The 16,921-nt window shown below is 44.4% G+C and carries 15 protein-coding genes and 1 pseudogene; 7 read left to right on the forward strand and 9 right to left on the reverse strand.

Annotated features, from left to right (window positions below; all coding sequences use genetic code 11):
• Window positions 1–226: 226 nt before the first annotated feature.
• The 3 genes from yiaY (at window position 227) to ACF8OV_RS22410 (ending at window position 3,357) form a co-directional block, all read left to right on the forward strand.
• Window positions 227–1,375, forward strand: coding sequence for an L-threonine dehydrogenase (gene yiaY, locus ACF8OV_RS22400; protein WP_005461954.1), 1,149 nt, complete (start codon window positions 227–229; stop codon window positions 1,373–1,375).
• A 163-nt stretch (window positions 1,376–1,538) separates the two neighbouring features.
• Window positions 1,539–2,615 (forward strand): PQQ-dependent sugar dehydrogenase, encoded by a 1,077-nt coding sequence (locus ACF8OV_RS22405; protein ID WP_203504140.1) that lies wholly within the window; start codon window positions 1,539–1,541, stop codon window positions 2,613–2,615.
• Window positions 2,616–2,748: 133 nt separating this feature from the next.
• Entirely contained in the window at window positions 2,749–3,357 is a 609-nt protein-coding gene (locus tag ACF8OV_RS22410; protein WP_203504141.1) for an HAD family hydrolase, read from the forward strand.
• A 111-nt stretch (window positions 3,358–3,468) separates the two neighbouring features.
• Here the strand turns inward: ACF8OV_RS22410 and ACF8OV_RS22415 are convergent, their stop codons facing one another.
• The 8 genes and pseudogenes from ACF8OV_RS22415 to ACF8OV_RS22450 all read right to left on the reverse strand — a co-directional run bounded on the left by ACF8OV_RS22415 (window position 3,469) and on the right by ACF8OV_RS22450 (window position 13,032).
• Window positions 3,469–3,948 (reverse strand): Dps family protein, encoded by a 480-nt coding sequence (locus ACF8OV_RS22415; protein ID WP_005461991.1) that lies wholly within the window; start codon window positions 3,946–3,948, stop codon window positions 3,469–3,471.
• Between the two features lie 215 nt (window positions 3,949–4,163).
• Window positions 4,164–6,164: pseudogene (locus tag ACF8OV_RS22420) on the reverse strand (methyl-accepting chemotaxis protein).
• 144 nt (window positions 6,165–6,308) lie between these two features.
• Complete coding sequence (locus ACF8OV_RS22425; RefSeq protein WP_102600149.1) at window positions 6,309–7,526, reverse strand: hypothetical protein; 1,218 nt, start codon at window positions 7,524–7,526, stop codon at window positions 6,309–6,311.
• Window positions 7,519–8,232: an ABC transporter ATP-binding protein gene (locus ACF8OV_RS22430; protein WP_005482754.1), complete on the reverse strand. Its 714-nt coding sequence runs from the start codon at window positions 8,230–8,232 to the stop codon at window positions 7,519–7,521. Before ACF8OV_RS22430 ends, ACF8OV_RS22425 begins: the two co-directional genes overlap by 8 nt.
• Window positions 8,232–9,467: an FtsX-like permease family protein gene (locus ACF8OV_RS22435; RefSeq protein ID WP_317676251.1), complete on the reverse strand. Its 1,236-nt coding sequence runs from the start codon at window positions 9,465–9,467 to the stop codon at window positions 8,232–8,234. The genes ACF8OV_RS22430 and ACF8OV_RS22435 overlap by 1 nt, the downstream gene beginning before the upstream one ends.
• Window positions 9,457–10,686 (reverse strand): ABC transporter permease, encoded by a 1,230-nt coding sequence (locus tag ACF8OV_RS22440; protein WP_047731799.1) that lies wholly within the window; start codon window positions 10,684–10,686, stop codon window positions 9,457–9,459. The genes ACF8OV_RS22435 and ACF8OV_RS22440 overlap by 11 nt, the downstream gene beginning before the upstream one ends.
• Window positions 10,687–10,726: 40 nt before the next feature.
• Window positions 10,727–11,473, reverse strand: a complete 747-nt coding sequence (locus ACF8OV_RS22445) for an outer membrane lipoprotein-sorting protein (RefSeq protein ID WP_317676250.1) — start codon at window positions 11,471–11,473, stop codon at window positions 10,727–10,729.
• A 116-nt stretch (window positions 11,474–11,589) separates the two neighbouring features.
• Window positions 11,590–13,032 carry a diguanylate cyclase domain-containing protein gene (locus tag ACF8OV_RS22450; RefSeq protein ID WP_069492981.1) on the reverse strand — a complete coding sequence of 481 codons (1,443 nt, stop codon included), beginning with the start codon at window positions 13,030–13,032 and terminating at the stop codon, window positions 11,590–11,592.
• Between the two features lie 475 nt (window positions 13,033–13,507).
• On the opposite strand from ACF8OV_RS22450, the gene ACF8OV_RS22455 reads away from it, so the two are divergent.
• Window positions 13,508–14,851 carry a PAS domain-containing methyl-accepting chemotaxis protein gene (locus ACF8OV_RS22455; RefSeq protein ID WP_203504145.1) on the forward strand — a complete coding sequence of 448 codons (1,344 nt, stop codon included), beginning with the start codon at window positions 13,508–13,510 and terminating at the stop codon, window positions 14,849–14,851.
• Here ACF8OV_RS22455 and ACF8OV_RS22460 read toward each other — a convergent pair.
• Window positions 14,840–15,172, reverse strand: a complete 333-nt coding sequence (locus ACF8OV_RS22460; protein WP_025442914.1) for an alternative ribosome-rescue factor A — start codon at window positions 15,170–15,172, stop codon at window positions 14,840–14,842. The genes ACF8OV_RS22455 and ACF8OV_RS22460 overlap by 12 nt on opposite strands.
• A gap of 367 nt (window positions 15,173–15,539) precedes the next feature.
• Here ACF8OV_RS22460 and ACF8OV_RS22465 point away from each other — a divergent pair, with 367 nt between their 5' ends.
• The 3 genes from ACF8OV_RS22465 to ACF8OV_RS22475 all read left to right on the forward strand — a co-directional run bounded on the left by ACF8OV_RS22465 (window position 15,540) and on the right by ACF8OV_RS22475 (window position 16,914).
• Complete coding sequence (locus ACF8OV_RS22465; RefSeq protein WP_005375625.1) at window positions 15,540–15,749, forward strand: cold-shock protein; 210 nt, start codon at window positions 15,540–15,542, stop codon at window positions 15,747–15,749.
• Window positions 15,750–15,839: 90 nt separating this feature from the next.
• The gene (locus ACF8OV_RS22470; RefSeq protein WP_005482675.1) at window positions 15,840–16,385 is read left to right on the forward strand and encodes a YaeQ family protein; all 546 of its coding nucleotides are present in this window, start codon (window positions 15,840–15,842) and stop codon (window positions 16,383–16,385) included.
• On the forward strand, window positions 16,372–16,914 hold the full coding sequence (locus ACF8OV_RS22475; protein ID WP_005482688.1) for a hypothetical protein: 543 nt from the start codon (window positions 16,372–16,374) through the stop codon (window positions 16,912–16,914). The genes ACF8OV_RS22470 and ACF8OV_RS22475 overlap by 14 nt, the downstream gene beginning before the upstream one ends.
• The last annotated feature ends 7 nt before the right edge of the window (window positions 16,915–16,921 follow it).

Consider the following 16,921-nt stretch of genomic DNA (forward strand, 5'->3'; position numbering starts at 1 on the left):
TTCAATTTTTACCAATCGTTTGCGTCAATAGTTGCATATTTGGGCTACGTTGTATTTGTGTTGCACCTCCACACTGTGCAACAAGATCGCTGTCACAGTTTCCTCCTTTAAAGTACCCCTAAATGGGTAAACTTGCTCTGGATCAATTTCGTTCTAGAAAGGGGTGTGCGACAGTTAAATGGCAAATTATGAAAGATTATTAATAATAACAACGGAGCAATCCAATATGACAAGTGCATTTTTTATCCCTACGGTAAACCTAATGGGCGCTGGCTGCCTAAAAGACGCAGCAAACAGCATCCAATCTCAAGGCTTTAAGAAAGGTTTGATCGTTACGGATAAGATCCTTAACCAAATCGGCGTAGTAAAACAGGTTCAAGATCTTCTTACTGAACGCGGCGTAGCAACCGTTGTGTTCGATGGCACTCAACCAAACCCTACAATCACCAACGTTAATGATGGCTTAGCTCTTCTAAAAGAGAACGAATGTGACTTCGTAATTTCACTTGGTGGTGGCTCACCACACGATTGTGCAAAAGGCATCGCACTGGTTGCATCTAACGGCGGAAAAATCGGCGATTACGAAGGCGTAGATCAATCAGCAAAACCAATGCTGCCACTAATCGCAATCAACACCACAGCAGGTACTGCATCTGAAATGACCCGTTTCTGCATCATCACTGATGAAGAGCGTCACATTAAGATGGCAATCGTTGATAAACACACAACGCCTCTTATCTCTGTAAACGATCCAGAATTAATGCTTGCTAAGCCAGCGTCTTTGACGGCGGCAACAGGTATGGACGCGCTAACTCACGCGATTGAAGCGTACGTATCTATCGCGGCAACACCAATTACTGACGCTGTTGCAATCAAAGCGATCGAGTTAATTCAAGCACACCTACGCACCGCAGTGAAAAACGGCGAAAACCTAGAAGCTCGTGAGCAAATGGCATACGCGCAGTTCATGGCTGGCATGGCGTTTAACAACGCATCTCTAGGTTACGTTCACGCTATGGCGCACCAGCTAGGTGGTTTCTACGACCTACCACACGGTGTATGTAACGCAATCTTGCTTCCTCACGTACAACGCTACAACGCGCAAGTATGTCCAGAGCGTCTACGTGATGTCGCAAAAGCGATGGGTGTGGATGTAGAAGGTATGTCGGCAGAGCAAGGTGCTGCGGCAGCGATCGACGCTATCGTTGCGCTAGCAAAAGACGTTGGTATTCCAGCTGGTATTAAAGAGCTTGGTGCGAAGCTAGAAGACATCCCAACACTAGCAGACAACGCATTAAAAGACGCGTGTGGTTTCACTAACCCGAAACAAGCAACTCACGAAGAGATTTCTGCAATCTTCGAAGCGGCAATGTAATCGCAGAAAGACAGATTCATCTCTAACACCTTAACTCAATCCCCGATCTGGTATCGGGGATTTTTATATTCATACACCGCTCGTTGTAGCTTGTCATCATTTGGGGATCTCGCCATTTAGTGTTAGCTTTTAAGCATCCACGCACTTCAACATGGAAGGACCCATGAGAATTGTAACCATCGCCCTGCTCGCTTGTTTATCTTTTTCACTTCATGCTGCGCAATACCACGCTGATGAGGTTGCCAATGGGTTTCAAGTCCCTTGGGGCATTGAATTTATCGATTCGCAACGCGTAGTAGTGAACGAGAAAAATGGCACCATTTCATTACTCAATGTGATGACTGGTCAACGCCAGAAAATCCATACTGTTCAGAACGTTAACACCAGTGGACAAGCCGGTTTACTGGATGTCGCACTCGCCCCAAATACCGATAAGAAAAATCCACAGCTGTATTTCACCTACAGCAAACGAACCCAGAAAGGAAACACCGTCGCACTTGCCACCGCAACGCTAAATGGCGAGCAACTAACTGGCTGGAAAGATCTCTTCATCGCCGATGCCATCACCGATACTGGCCGACATTTTGGCAGTCGAATCGCGTTTATTGATGGCAAGATCTACTTCACGATTGGCGATCGCGGTGAACGAGACAACGGGCAAAATACTCAAACACATGCGGGCAAAATACTACGCTTGAATCTAGACGGGACGGTGCCAATAGATAACCCTTTTACTTCCTCTAAGGCAAAGCCTGAAATCTGGAGTTTCGGGCATCGCAATCCACAAGGTTTGTTCTACGACAAAGAGACAGATCAACTTTGGTCGATTGAACATGGGCCGCGTGGAGGTGACGAAATTAACCTAATTAAAAAAGGGGCGAACTACGGTTGGGCAAGAGTCTCACAAGGGAAAGAATATTGGGGCCCACTTGATGTGGGTGAAGCGAAATCACTGCCAGGAATGGAAGACCCCAAATTGGTTTACATTCCCTCTATCGCTCCAAGCAATATGGTGCTCTATCGAGGGGATAAATACTCAGAACTTGACGGCAAAATATTAGTTGGAGCGTTAAAGCTCACTCATATCAATGTCGTCGGCATTAATGATGGCAAGCTCACAGAATCGCAACGCTTACTGGAAAAGCTTGGAGAACGAATCAGAGATATAACGATAAGCCCCGATGGCTATATCTACTTTTCGACCGACAGCGGCAAAATCTTCCGCTTAACAGAGCAATAAGAACTGTGCAGCGCTTTTTCGATTTGTGATGCATCAGTGATTTATTTTCGTACAACTTAGCCAGAAGAATCTAAACTTAACAATAACCTTTTGTTTTTATAACGATAGTTTGGTTAAGTTGTACGAGGCCACTATGATTCCCTTCCCACTAGAACTTGAAAGAATAAAAGCCGTCATTTTCGATTTAGACAACACGCTCGTCAGTTCAGATATGAACTTTCAAGATCTTCGTCAGCAACTCGGTTGCCCTCAAACAGAAGATTTATTGGATTTCGTAGAGCGCATCGATCACCCGCATCACAAAGAGCATGCACATAATGTCATTTTTGACCACGAGATTTCCGATGCTGAACAGTCTAGCCCGATGATTGGCTGTCATGAATTGCTGAACTACTTGGAGAAAAAAGCGATTAAAACCGCCATCGTGACGCGAAACTGCCTAATTGCGACACAAAGAAAATTGGAACATAACCAAATCACCGTTGAGCAAGTGATCACGCGTGAATGTTATCCACCAAAACCCGATCCTTTATCGCTACAAGTGCTCGCCAAGGAGTGGCGTTTGATGCCAAATGAAGTGCTGTATGTCGGTGACTTCCTTTACGATTTACAAGCTGCGTACAATGCACAAATGCCGTCTTGTTTGGTGCATCACGGCATCACCGAACAATTTAAAAATTCGGCGTCACTTACGGTGAGAGAACTGTCCGATTTGCTGGCGTACTTTGAATCAGCGCACTGATCCCTTTGTCCGAAAAGCTCAGCGAATTAGGTTGCCAATTCTCAGAGACAAAAAAAGGAGCACTCATGTGCTCCTTTGGCTTATTCCCGAATCGTATGTAAATGTTTGAACTTAGCCTTGTAGGTAAGCGTTAAGCATCCACATCAGTTTTTCTTGCTCACGGATGTAATCACCCATCAGTGCCGCAGTACCTTCATCGTCTGCTTCACCAGCGTTTTGTAAAATCTCACGCTGTTTAACAAGCAGAACACCAAAACCATCAACCAAGCCTTTCACGCACTCTTCACCCGCTGTCGCGTTTTGATGCTCTTTGATTTCGCTTGATTCTAAGTAATGGCTAAACGCGTGTGCTGGTGTGTAACCCAACGTTAAAATACGTTCTGCAAGTTCATCAATTTTGGTTTGAAGATCTGTGTAGATCTCTTCAAATTTTACGTGCAATTCAAAGAACTGGTGGCCTTTGATGTTCCAGTGATAACCACGTGTGTTCATGTACAGCACTTGATAGTGGGCAAGTAGCTGATTCAGTTGTTGTGCTAGTTGTTCTGATTGTTGACGATCTAGACCAATTAAGCTTACTTGTTTGCTCATAATCTTGCTCCTTGGAGAGTAAAGTTTAAAAATTCTTTTGCAGTGTTTGCTGCCGATGGAGTCATATTAGATCTGAGCGGTGAGGAAGGAAATTTGGTTTTAGCTATAGCTTTAATAACTAAACTCAATGAGCAATTAGGTTATGTGAGTAGTAGAATAGTCGAAACCCTCGACCATTGTATTTCTTCATGGTCGAGGGGCATTCATTGGGGGGTCTAAGCCGTTTTAAACATGGCCATTTGTTGATTCAACTCGGTGACTTGTTGCTTCACTTGCAACGACGTCTCAGAAGCATGCTGACTGTTACTCGCCACCATTTCGACCGACTGTGTAATGCCTGCCATTAACCCATTTATGGATTGCGTTGCGTGAGATTGCTGCTCGGCAGCAGCGGCCAATTCTGCCATTTGCTCGTTTAGAGAACCGATCTGCTCTGTCGTTGAAACCAATCTCGTTACGGCATTATCGATGTGTTCAGCACCTTGCTCTGCCAACGACTGGCTGTGTTCAATTTCCTGAACCACCGTGTGAGTTGAACGCTGAATTGCGTTAATAATACCGTTGATTTCTGTCGTTGACTGCGTGGTTCTTGTCGCCAACATGCGCACTTCATCGGCAACCACAGCAAAACCTCGCCCTTGTTCACCAGCTCTCGCCGCTTCAATTGCCGCATTGAGTGCCAGCAAATTAGTCTGTTCTGCTAACCCTTCAATCACTTCCGTCACGCGGCCAATTGCTTCGCTCTCTTTGCTTAACTGCGTAACTTGGGTGCTGGCGCTTTCTATGCTGTTGTGTAAACTTTCCATGGTCGCTTTATTTTGCTCAAGTGCGTCACGACCTTGTTCTATCTCATCTTTTGAATCTGACAACTTTTGCACCGATTGATTAGCTTGATCCAACGTATTGCTCGCGGCAAAGGCAATCTCTTCGAGTTGACGCCCCATTTCTGAGATATTGGACTGTTGTTGTTCAACGTTATTGGATGTAACTTGTGCCGATTCGAGAAGCGCACCCATGCTGGTGTCCACTTGGTTCGCTTTGCCATTTACACCTGCAACAATGCCTGCCAGTGACTCGTTCATGCGATTGATAGAGCTCGTAAGGTCAGCCAGCTCGTCCTTGCCAACAACGTTCAATGGTGGTTGAGAAATATCGCCAGAGGCTATAATCTTCGCTCGTTCTGATAATCGCTGGACTCTGCGCCCAATGGTATTTCCCATGTATTTTGAAATCGCAATCGCCGCAATCACGACCAGTAATGCTGCCACCAGCATCGACGTAAGCACATTTTTGATTGATTGACTGATGCCAACACCGCTTTGATCCGCTTTAGCTTGCTGAGCCAACACAATCGTTTCTAGGCTTTGATTTAACGCGTTTGCCGCGGGTAACAACTCATTTGCCATTAGCAAATTTGCTTTGTTCCATTCATCTGATTGACGCAGCGTAATCACTTGTTCAGCCAAGGGGAAATACAGCTGTTGCATCTCTTTAAACAATGACCATAGTGATTGGTCGTTGTCTGACAACATATCCAGTTTAGCGTCGATTTCTGCGACCGATTGGTTGTGGAATTTGATCAGGTCTTGATACTTCTCCAGATGTGTTTGCTGTCCGTACAACAGGAAATCACGCAGTGCCGAGAGAGCATTAGCTAGAGAAGTGTAACTGTCCGCGTAGACTTTAAATAAGCGCTTGCGCTCACCGCCCATTTCATTGCCTGACTCTTCATTAATTAGGCTTTGAATTTGGTCGAGCGCGACTTCAGCAATGGGTGCAGCTTCGTTAATAAACAGATTATGCGCTGGCAGATTTTCCGCGCTGTGGCTCAACTCAATAAGCTGAGAAAGTGACACTTTCATCGCTTCCCATTGCTGATGAATCGACTGGAAATCTGACTCCGAAATCAGAGCTTGTAAGGTTGGCAATGCATCGTCCGTTGATGCCATGATACTTTGCACTTCCTAACTCAAACGCAAACCTTCGGCTTCATCACTTCCCAATAACATGTACGCTCGGATTGAAGACAACGAAGCTTGAACCGATTGCTGAATTCCACGACTGGTATCAACAGTCGGCAAATCGGAACTCAATAATGATGATGCATGCAGTTCAACTATGTTTATATTACGATAAGTGAAAATCGCAGATGCGATAAATACGACGGCTAACAGCACGAAACTGAGCTGCAACTTCCCTGATATTGTAAGGTTCATCCATAAACTCCTGACAACGATGAGCCTTAAATATAACGACATTTGCGCAAATGTTAAATCAATGTATCAAAATGCATTTAAAAACGAGGCATTCTTCGCCATTGATAAACGTATTCAGATACAACGACTGGTCACATGGCAAAGCTAGAAGCTGTATCGAATATTCGCAAACAACAAAGTGGCTGGTGTTTCGCCAAACAAACTGTCTCCACTGCCTGAAAAACGTTGTAATACAGTGAGCAGTTGCCAGTCGGTAGCTAAAGAATAATTACTTGATAAGCCAGCAAAGTAAGAACCATCGTCATAGTAGCTGGCTGACAGTGTGAAACGATTCAATGCGGTTAAATCAAAACTCACATCGGCATAGAAGGTATTTTTAGTAAAGCTCAGGGTTTTAGCGTTCAGCGGCAAGTTGAGATAGGCAAGCGCGCTGTTGGCATCTTGAGGTTTCGAGATAAACAACCAAGCCCCTCTTGTCATCCAGTTACGAACACCACCAAAACTGTAATCCGCTTCTAAGCTCGCTACAGTGTTATTCTGCGTTGGCTCACCTTGATATTCAGCGTCTATTGGATCAAACCAAGTTAACTCACCTCGCAGCCCTGCATCGTAAACATCGGTCGCAAATCCAGCTCCAAGAATGTAATCCGTCCGTGCTCGACCTGCAATAATTTGATAATCCCACCCAGAAACATTTGAAAAATAACGCAGCGAAGCGCTGTTTTGTCCAGATTCTTGTGAAGGAGAAAACACCAAATCTAAACCGTCAGCAAAACCAAGTTTTTTGCTGACCATAATGGCATCGGTGCCCGCTCTCTCTTCATAATCAAAGTCATAAATCGAGTACGCGTTATAAACGTCATTAGGGTTCCAGATGGTATTCATGGACCAGTTAATACGAAAACGCCCGACACTGGCACTCCAATCGTCGCTCTTCCCGCTCACATACAATCGGTCAAATTGAGAATTCAGAATAACGTCGTCTTCGCGCCAGTTTTTGCTCAAATCAAAGTAGCCATTATCTAGCGCGACAAGTTCGGGATATTGAGGAATGTCTAACGCGTCGCCCCACAAAGCTCGGTTTCGCAAGCCAACATTAACACGCCAGTTTGGAGAAAAACGGTATTCAAAATTCAGACGATTGTGCAGCAGATGATCGAACGAGTTACTTTGATCATCTGGCATGCTGTATGTCGCCATATACTTAATATAACCATCAAAATCCCAAGATTTTTGAGGTTGTAAACCAGGGATATTGGCAACAGCACAAAAGCTGAAAAAGCCAAGCAAGGAAAGGCTTAACGCCTGACTAACCACCACCATCCATGGCGGAGAAAAACGAATGTGTAAGCCGCTACGCATGAAACTTCTCTGCCGTGCTACCGATGTTGGCGAAATCTCTCGCGAGGCGTCCGTCTTCAAACACAATAATACGATGGGCTCGTTTGATGACCCTCGGGTCGTGAGTCGAGAAAATAAATGTCGTGCCCTCTTGTTCGCTCAGTTGCTCCATGATGTCGAGTAACTCCGAAGTACTCTTTGCGTCTAAGTTGGCGGTCGGTTCATCTGCCATGACAAAGCGAGGCTTAGGTGCAAGTGCCCGTGCAACAGCGACTCTTTGCTGCTGGCCACCCGACATTTTGCTCGGACGCTTGTGCATCTGCTGAGCTAAACCAACTTGCTCAAGGAGAGACATGGCACGCTCTCGGCATTCTCGTTCCGTTTTGCCTTGTAACTGCATCACAAACTCGACGTTTTCCAACGCGGTCAAAACAGGAAGAAGGCTGTAGTCTTGGAAGATAAAACCAATATTGTCTCGTCTATAGGCGATCAGCTCTTTCTCCGACATCTCTGAAATTAAACACCCATCGATTTCAACGCTGCCTGAAGTTGGAGCATCAATACCGCCAAGCATATTGAGCAATGTCGTTTTACCTGAGCCAGAAGGCCCCATGATGGCGACAAATTCTCCTTGTTTTATTTCTAAATCAACGTGTTGTACCGCATGCACAGGGAAATCACTGTCTGGATTATAAGTTTTCGTCAGTCGCTCAAGTTTAATTGTCATCAGGTCTTCTCCCCCATGGCATCAGCCGGTCGATGCTTGAGAATTTGTCGTGCGGGATACAGAGCCGCAAACAGACTGGCCATAAAAATCGCTACAATGATCATTTGATATTCGTAAAACGAAACGCGAGGATAAAGCAGAGTATCGACACCGTATGCACCTAAACCATCGGCCAGCCCTCCAAGCGACAATCCCGTCACACTGAGAAGCTTTATCATGGCTGCGCTGCCAAATAACCCTAAAGCACATCCCGTCAAACCAAGGAACATGGTTTCTAACGTGATCAAAATACGAATTTTGTGTTGCTGCATGCCCACTGCCATCAGCACGCCGAATTCTCTGGTTCGTTCAAACACCGACATAAGCATGATATTGACGATGCCAAGCGTCATAGCCAACACGAACACCACCAGCATGACTTGGTTGGAGATATCCATCGAGCTCATCATTGTCGAAAGCAGGGGTTGAATTTCTAGCCATGTTCTTACCGTTAACGGCTTTCCTGAACCATCGTCGGTCAAGGTTCGGGTAAACGACACGATATTTTGCAACACGTCGTCATCATTGGCGTTGAGCAAAATGGCGATTTCATGCGCCCCTGCTATCCCTGCAATTTTCTCTAGGTCAGCTTTACGGACGTACACGTTGCCGTCATCAAAGGTCGTGGACGGTGTTTTGAAGATGCCTTTCACTCTAAACGCAGCGCCAGAGACATCCCCATTGATATCGGAAAGCGTCAGAATGACTTTTGAACCAACTCGTAGCTTTAATCTTTTCGCCGTCTTTTGCGATACAAGAATGGGATTCCGGCCCTCTTCATCCAACCAATAACCATCGATGATATGCTCAGAAAGCGGCGTTATCTTCTGCTCTTGTTCAAGATAAATACCATTAATACGAATACCGCGAAAACTGCGAGCAGAAGCTATCATGCCATCGGCGAGAAACCGCTCCGATACGGCTTTCACGCTTTGATGCTTGTCTAACGTTGTCACGATGCTTTGCGAGTCAGGTATGGTGTCTTTCAGTTCAGGATTAACGAGATAAGCACTTTGATGAATCTGTAAATGGCTGGTTTGCCAAGCAATCGCATTTTTGATCATGCTGTCCACTAAACCATTCATAAATCCGATCATGGCGACAACACCCATCAAACCAAACACCATCGCGCCAAGCATGATGGACGTTCTTAGTTTGTTCCGCCAAAGATTACGCCAAGCCAATTTAATCAACATGCGCACCCCCTTTCAGCCCACTGGCGATAGGTAAACGAAGGAGACGAATCATCGGGTAGACAAGGCACAAGGATAAGATGATGAGAACCACGATAATTTGGTTAAGCAGCAAGTGAGGATCGAGAGAAACAGGCACAATGGGCTCAAAACCACTTTCCAACATGACTTGAGCAGCTTCGCCAGTAATTTCAATGGGATTAAAATAGAAGTAGCCAAGCACAGGTGCACTGACGATCAAACCCAAAACAATGCCAATAATGGCGATGAAAAGCGATTCAATTGAAATTAAACCAATCAGCTTGCTCCTGAGCATCCCAGTGGCCAACATCACGGCAAATTCACGCTGGCGTTCTAACGTCGTCATCAAAATGGTCGCGAATAGACCAAAACCAACGATTCCATACAGAATGTAGATGAGGAAGATGCCGCCAGCTTTGTCTAATGCGATTTGTTGAGAAAGCTCCGGCGATAACTCCTGCCAGCCTTTTACGGCGACGCTATTGCCGTAATCTCGCTTTAATTGCTCAATCACACTGGGCAATACGCGTAAATTTGAAGTATTGAGCACCCATGCCGTCACCTGTTTATCAAGTGAATACAATGTCTGAGCAGTATCGAGAGGCATATAAACCAATTGGGAATCCAACTGCTGTAACGGGAAATGCAAAATTCCAGCGACACGATACAACCCCGCAGCCGTCTGACCACGATACCCGGCCCCATACAACACCAACTCATCGCCAATCTTCAAGCGAAGATACTGCGCTAAACCGCCACCGACCAAAACCGCATTTTGCCCAGAGGCGATAAACTCACCTCGAACCAGTTTGTCACTAATGTGGGAGTACGCATTTTCCGATTCAGGATCAACGCCTAGAACCATGACACCTTTCGAACGCTCCCCTTTCGCCGCTAAGGCAAAAGATTCAACACGCGGAAGAATGACATCGATATTCGAGTTTGCTTTAGATGCTGAAATAAAGGCATCGGTTTGAGGAAGCACATCATCAATACTAGATGAGTCGCCAAACTCAGGGTTTTGCAATTGAATAAGCCCAGTATAAAACTTTGCTGCGTTTTTGATGTTGGAACTGTAGCTACCTTCTTGGAAGGCTCTGGTGAGTAAGGAAAGAAAAAGCACTAGCGCGAGAGCAGCGGCCGTCAGTAACGTCCGCCTTTTTTGCCGCCATAAATTGCGCCATGCAAGTTTGATGAGCATCCGCTTCTCACCCCTCTCTTTTGTTCGTCTCTACCGCAAGTTAATCACGCAGGGATTTCATTTGCTGCTGCGAGAAAAAGTCATCATTTATATCGAAGTCAAACTGTGCCTGATGCGTGGTAAAAATGGTTTTATTCCCCGGTTTATCGACGGGTTTCATCTCCATTCGCGTCGCTATCTTTCTACCGCCTAGATCTTTAACGCCGTAAGTCGTCAACACATTCACTCGTTCATCGAATTCATCATAAAATTCCACTTTGCGTTGCAAATACGTCGACTGAGAAATCCATAACGTAACTTTGTTCCAAACAACAGGCGCATCAGGTTTAGCCGTCGCTTCAATGACCCAGACTTTATCCCCCTCAAAGCTGTCATTGCCGAGTAAAGCGTGTTGATAATCCACAACGATTGATGATTGGTTGATCAGATCATCATTAGTAAAATCTGACCCCATCCAAGATTGGCTCAACATAGAAGGCGCGATTTTAATTACGCGCTCAATACTCGGCACCCAATTCCACATTTCTCTATGACGCTTTAGCGATGCGCTGCCTTTATCTTTGGCTGGCGCGGTTACCAACACGAGCGACAACTCCGTGCCTTTTGTCCAACTTTTCATCGTCATAGAGCGTGTCCAATCAGGACGAACGATCTCCATGGTTGCCTCGCTATAACTGGATTTCCCCCTCATTGCTTGGTCTGATTTTTGGACAATATCGAAAGCACTTTCGGCATACGAAAGTGAAGTGAAGAGCAGGAAAAACAGAGCGGCGACAATTTTTGGCATAACTTTCCTCTAAGTCTTTGAGCTAATCTCAGAAACGAAAAGCGGCAATAAAAACTTGAAATTCAATTGAGTATAGCAAGAGGAAAAATCGAAATAGCGATTCACTACGCAAAAACTTAAGGCACCTGACGAAGAAGAGGCTCAACTTTACTTTTATCGATCACTTTGAACATCGCGCAGTTTTTACCATTCATTTTGCCGCAGTACATGAGTTGGTCGGCTTCGTGCAAGTTTATGATGCCTTTGAACTCGCGATAATAGGCGCAACCCAAACTCACGCTGACATGGATCGCTTGCCCATTGAGTAAAACAGGTCGATCGTAAACACAGCTGCAAATCGCCTTTGCAAGCGTTTCAGCTTCTTTTTCAGATAGAGAGGCAGTCACCAACGCAAATTCCTCACCACCGATTCGCGCTAAGGTTATTCGTTCGTCAGTCAGCGATTTTGCCGTGTCGGCAACAGCGACAATCGCTTGGTCACCGATTAAATGGCCGTATTTGTCGTTTATCGATTTAAAGTCATCAATATCAAACACCATCACGGTTACGTTTTTTTGCAATGAACTCAGCGTTGCCAATCGCTCGATCAAATGCCTGCGATTATAAAGTTTGGTGAGCGGATCCGTCAGCGTCAGTTCAAGCAGTTGCTGATTTGCTAAGGTGAGCTGCTTTGTTCGTAGAGTCACCATTCGCTTAAGGGCGAAGATATGGTAAAGCGTGGCAATAACCATGATGAAAATGGCAATTGGCAACAGGTAAATGGGATATACCGTTTTGACTAAACTCCAACGATTGAGGATCCGTTCTTTGTCTGAGTCGATGATTTTTTCAAAGTCGTGGGAGATTTTCGTTACTGGAAGAGAACTGTGCTCGCCTGTCGCAATGCGCAGATCTTTGCTGTACAGATTGAGGGTAGGCACAAACATGCCTGCATCTGGTGTTGTCGCCATGTGGAAGTTAGCCACTTGCAAATCGGCGACAAAGTACAAGATATTTTTCTCGACGGCAGCTCGGATCATCGCATCGTTATTTAAATATTCCACTAGCGATGCTCTTGGGTAGTTGGCACGCACAAATTCCGCTTCATAGCTGCCTTTTACCAAGCCAATAGGAAGCTCTACCTCTCCAGTAAGAACGCCCTTAATATCAACGGCTAGCATATCTTTATTGACGTACAACTTGGTTTGAATAGGCATGATAACCGCACCAAAATCAAGGTACTTATCGCGAGCCTCAGAGTAAATCAGACCAGCGTGAACATCCGCACGCCCCTCCTTAACTGCACGCAAAGACTCTTCCCAATCGAGCAGCAGGAACTCAACACGAACGTGATTTCTTTCGGCATACTCTCGCCAGAAGTCAATCAGAATGCCTTTGGGTTCACCATCTTGTGAGACATATGAGAACGGCTTCCAAGCCTTAGAATTGGTGACAATCAATGTATCGACTTTAGTTTGGTGAGCGAAACTGTACGAACACATGGCAAGCCATAGTAATAACAACGAAGTACACGCCCTGGTGCACTTGTAACCATAAGTACTAAAACTTGTTGATGCCATACCCACTACTCACCAGTCTTTTTTTGAAAACAATGTCTGCTGTTTGATTCGAATAAAGATATAGCAGACCTATCAATAACGAAATGAGATGCTTATTGATATGAATCTAAATTAGTACTTTTTAATACAAATTTGGTACTTTTTTGTTATTTTTACTTTGAACACAAAGTCACTAATTTGTTTATATGCACTTCATTAATAAGCTCAATTGAACAATTTCTTAAAAAGAAATTTTCTATACATCTTGTGAAGAAGTGACCTTCCACCCCTTTGTTTTGCATACAGTTATTTCCCAAACGCGAATCAAAGCCATCAAACATTCGCCAAAAACGCGACAAAATTGACTCTGCTGCCATTTGCTTTATGCACATGTACGCCTAGATTTACATACTGACAACTTTATTTACAAATACTTACATCGAACAAATAGCGAAAACTAAATTCTTGAAAAGCTCATTTAGAAAAGGAATTCAAAATGTTTGGCTTGCGAACTCGAAACCAAGAAGCAGAAAGTGAATACCGTCGCTTCATCAAAGGCTTATCCGATAGTATGGCAATGATTGAGTTTGATACGAGAGGCATCATTCTCAATGCAAATGATTTATTTCTTTCTTGTGTCGGATACACACGAGAAGCGATTGTTGGAAAACATCATTCGATTTTCTGTGACCGAGGCTATGTTCAATCCCCTCGATACCAACAATTTTGGGATGACTTAAAAATGGGTAAGCATAAGCGAGGTACGTTTGAGCGTCTAACCTCACAACGTGAAAGACTGGTACTTGAAGCCAGTTACTTTCCCATTGAATCTGAACACGGACAAATTGAAAAAGTAGTCAAGATCGCGTCAGACGTGACACAACAGAGGCTAGAATCAGAGCAAAAAGAAGCCATTTTGAACGCGTTAGATCTGTCTCTAGCCACGATTGAGTTCGACCGTGAAGGATACATTCTGACCGCCAACCAAAACTTCTTAAAAACCTTGGGATACGAGTTGAGCGATGTTCTAGGAAAACATCACAAACTATTTTGCTTTGACGATTTTTACCAAGAAAATCCCGGCTTTTGGAAAGATCTCGCCGCCGGCCAGTTTAAGTCTGGACAATTTTTAAGGCGTTCAGCCTCAGGTGACAAAGTGTACATTGAAGCCACTTACAACCCCATCTTCGAGCCGATGGGCAACGTCATCAAAGTCGTCAAATTTGCATCTGACATCACTGATAAAGTTCAAAGGGATTTAAACATCTCTCAAGCGATAGCCGACTCTTCTTTTATCGCGAGAAATGCCAGCGAAGAAGCCACATCAAACGTCTGCGGCGCAGAACATTCTCTGAATGAGTTTCGCACCATGATTGAAGAAGTACTGAGTGCCGTCACCGCTTGTGATGATAAAGTTCAAGAGCTATTTAAAACCTCTCAGCAAGTCACTGAAATCGTCAAAGTGATCGACAGCATCGCCTCACAAACCAATCTCCTAGCTCTAAACGCAGCGATTGAAGCAGCTAGAGCTGGTGAACATGGACGAGGATTTGCAGTGGTTGCGGATGAAGTGAGAACTTTAGCAACTCGAACCAGCACGTCGATTGATGAAATCAACCACGTAGTTCTGAGCAACCAATCCCTAACGACCGAAACTCGCTCATTTATCGAGGTCATCAACCAAGGCTTTCTCAGTTCGATGTCGAAACTATTGGAAGTGGACGAGTTTATGAAATCAATCGATGAAGGTTCACACCTAACAGTTGAGTCGATCAGCGCGCTGAGAGCTATCGTCAATCAGGATACTCATCTCCATTTGAATTCAGCATCAAATGGTTAGCGCAAATTTGACAGCTAAGTATTGATTCTTATGAGCAATAGGCCTGAACAGAAACTTTTCGGTCAAACAATTCTTTGACTCTGAGCATGAAAAAGCCCTATTCAAAATCCACATTGGTGAGAACTTTGAATAGGGCTCTTTGCCTCGGTGCTTCATTTTACGGTTGAAGCTGCCTTTACCTTTTTTCGCTTTGACGACTCGGGTTCTGAACAACTGACTGGTAACAACTGCCTTTAGCGCATTGTCTTTAATCTCGCCTCTGCCGAATTCGGTGTCTTTGTTAAATTCATTCGGCTGAGGATTACATTTTGCTTTTGCCATAAATCCTCCTTAATGGTCGAACCAGATTGGACAATAATTATATAAAGAAGTCAAATTTGTAGAATTCCTCGTATTTTATGCTTAAAAACTTCACTTCTACGTCATTTATTTGAAATTTAATCAAAAACATGCCGGTTAAATAGTGACTAAATACAAATATTTCTCCATAAAGCACTAATATATGTTGACTCCTACAGGATTTAACCTAGACTCAAACACGGCTAGAAAGAAAGTTCTTTGTTTTCACATTTCGTTGGATTTCTTGTAACTCCGTCGTCCTGTGGTACGCAATAGCAATTTATTTTTCCACGCTATAAGCGCCGTTGAGGCGAAAGATTACACAAATTTAGATATTTAGGAAATAGACATGTCTAACACAGCTACTGGCACAGTTAAGTGGTTCAACGAAACTAAAGGCTTCGGTTTCATCCAACAAGAAAACGGTCCTGACGTATTTGCTCACTTCTCTGCAATCACTGGTGACGGCTTCCGTACTCTAGTTGAAGGCCAGAAAGTAGAATTTGTTATCTCTCAAGGTCAAAAAGGCCCTCAAGCAGAGCAAATCAAAGTACTTTAATTCTTAAAGAATTTGATATGATAGCCAGCTTTTAAGCTGGCTATTTTTTTGCCCAAAGCAAATTGTCGCCCATAAAAACGATATAAACCCATGGCTCTAAAACCAACCATTTATAAGTTTCGTATCGCTCTTTCCGATATGAATAACGATTACTACGATTCCAAGAACCTTACTATCGCTCTGCATCCCTCTGAAAAACCTCAACGCATGCTGGCTCGTATCTTGGCTTTCTGCCTCAATGCCCAAAAAGACTTGGAATTTACCAAAGGCCTCTCAACCACGGAAGAGCCAGATTTATGGCATGTTGCAGATGACCAAAGCATCACGCATTGGATTGAGATCGGCGAACCCGAACCAGATCGAATCAAAAAAGCCTCTCGCCTAGCCAAGCAGGTCAAGGTCTATACGTACAATACTAAAGCACCGGTGTGGTGGGAGAAAATGTCAGGTAAGTTTTCAATGCTTCCAGTAAGCGTAGAAAGCTTTGACTACGACGCTATCGATATGATTTGTCAGCACCTTGACCGTGGTACAAACCTTTCTGTTATGATTACCGGCACCTCTATTTTTGTTGATGTGAATGATCAACACGTCGAAGTAACAGTGAAGGAACTGCAAAGTCATGACGCCCCTTAGTGAACTGATTAAACAAATGGGAATCAAAAAGATTCCCTTCGTTGATGAGCATAAAGCTGCCAAGAAGCGTTGGTTGAAAGAACAAGCTCCGTTGTTTGCACGCGTATGTGAAAACAAGCCAGCAACGAATCCAGTGCTTCACCTACTCGGGCTCCTGACGAAATCCCATATCGAAGCAAGTGCGTTGTATGAACAACACGCTCATTCGACACAGCAAATGCAAAAGGTCTTGGCAGATACACTTGGGGATGAGCAAGCAGACAAATTCACCAATCAATCGGCAGAAGATCTTGTTCTGATCACCCATTTGTGGCTCTTCACTCAAGGCTATCTGAACATGGATTTTAGCTTAGCGCACGATCACGCGGAGCAGACACAAAACACATTACAGCACGAACTTGTGATTAAACGTATTGATGTTGACGCGTTCAGAACAGAGCTAATGCAAAGCTTCTATTTAGGTAAAGAGGCAAACCCAACAGCATCAAATGGCTTTTTCGGCTGGTTGAAGCGACTCTTTTCCTCATAAAACACAT

The organism is Vibrio sp. GLN_1 (genome assembly GCF_043106015.1).
Taxonomy (GTDB): domain Bacteria; phylum Pseudomonadota; class Gammaproteobacteria; order Enterobacterales; family Vibrionaceae; genus Vibrio; species Vibrio parahaemolyticus.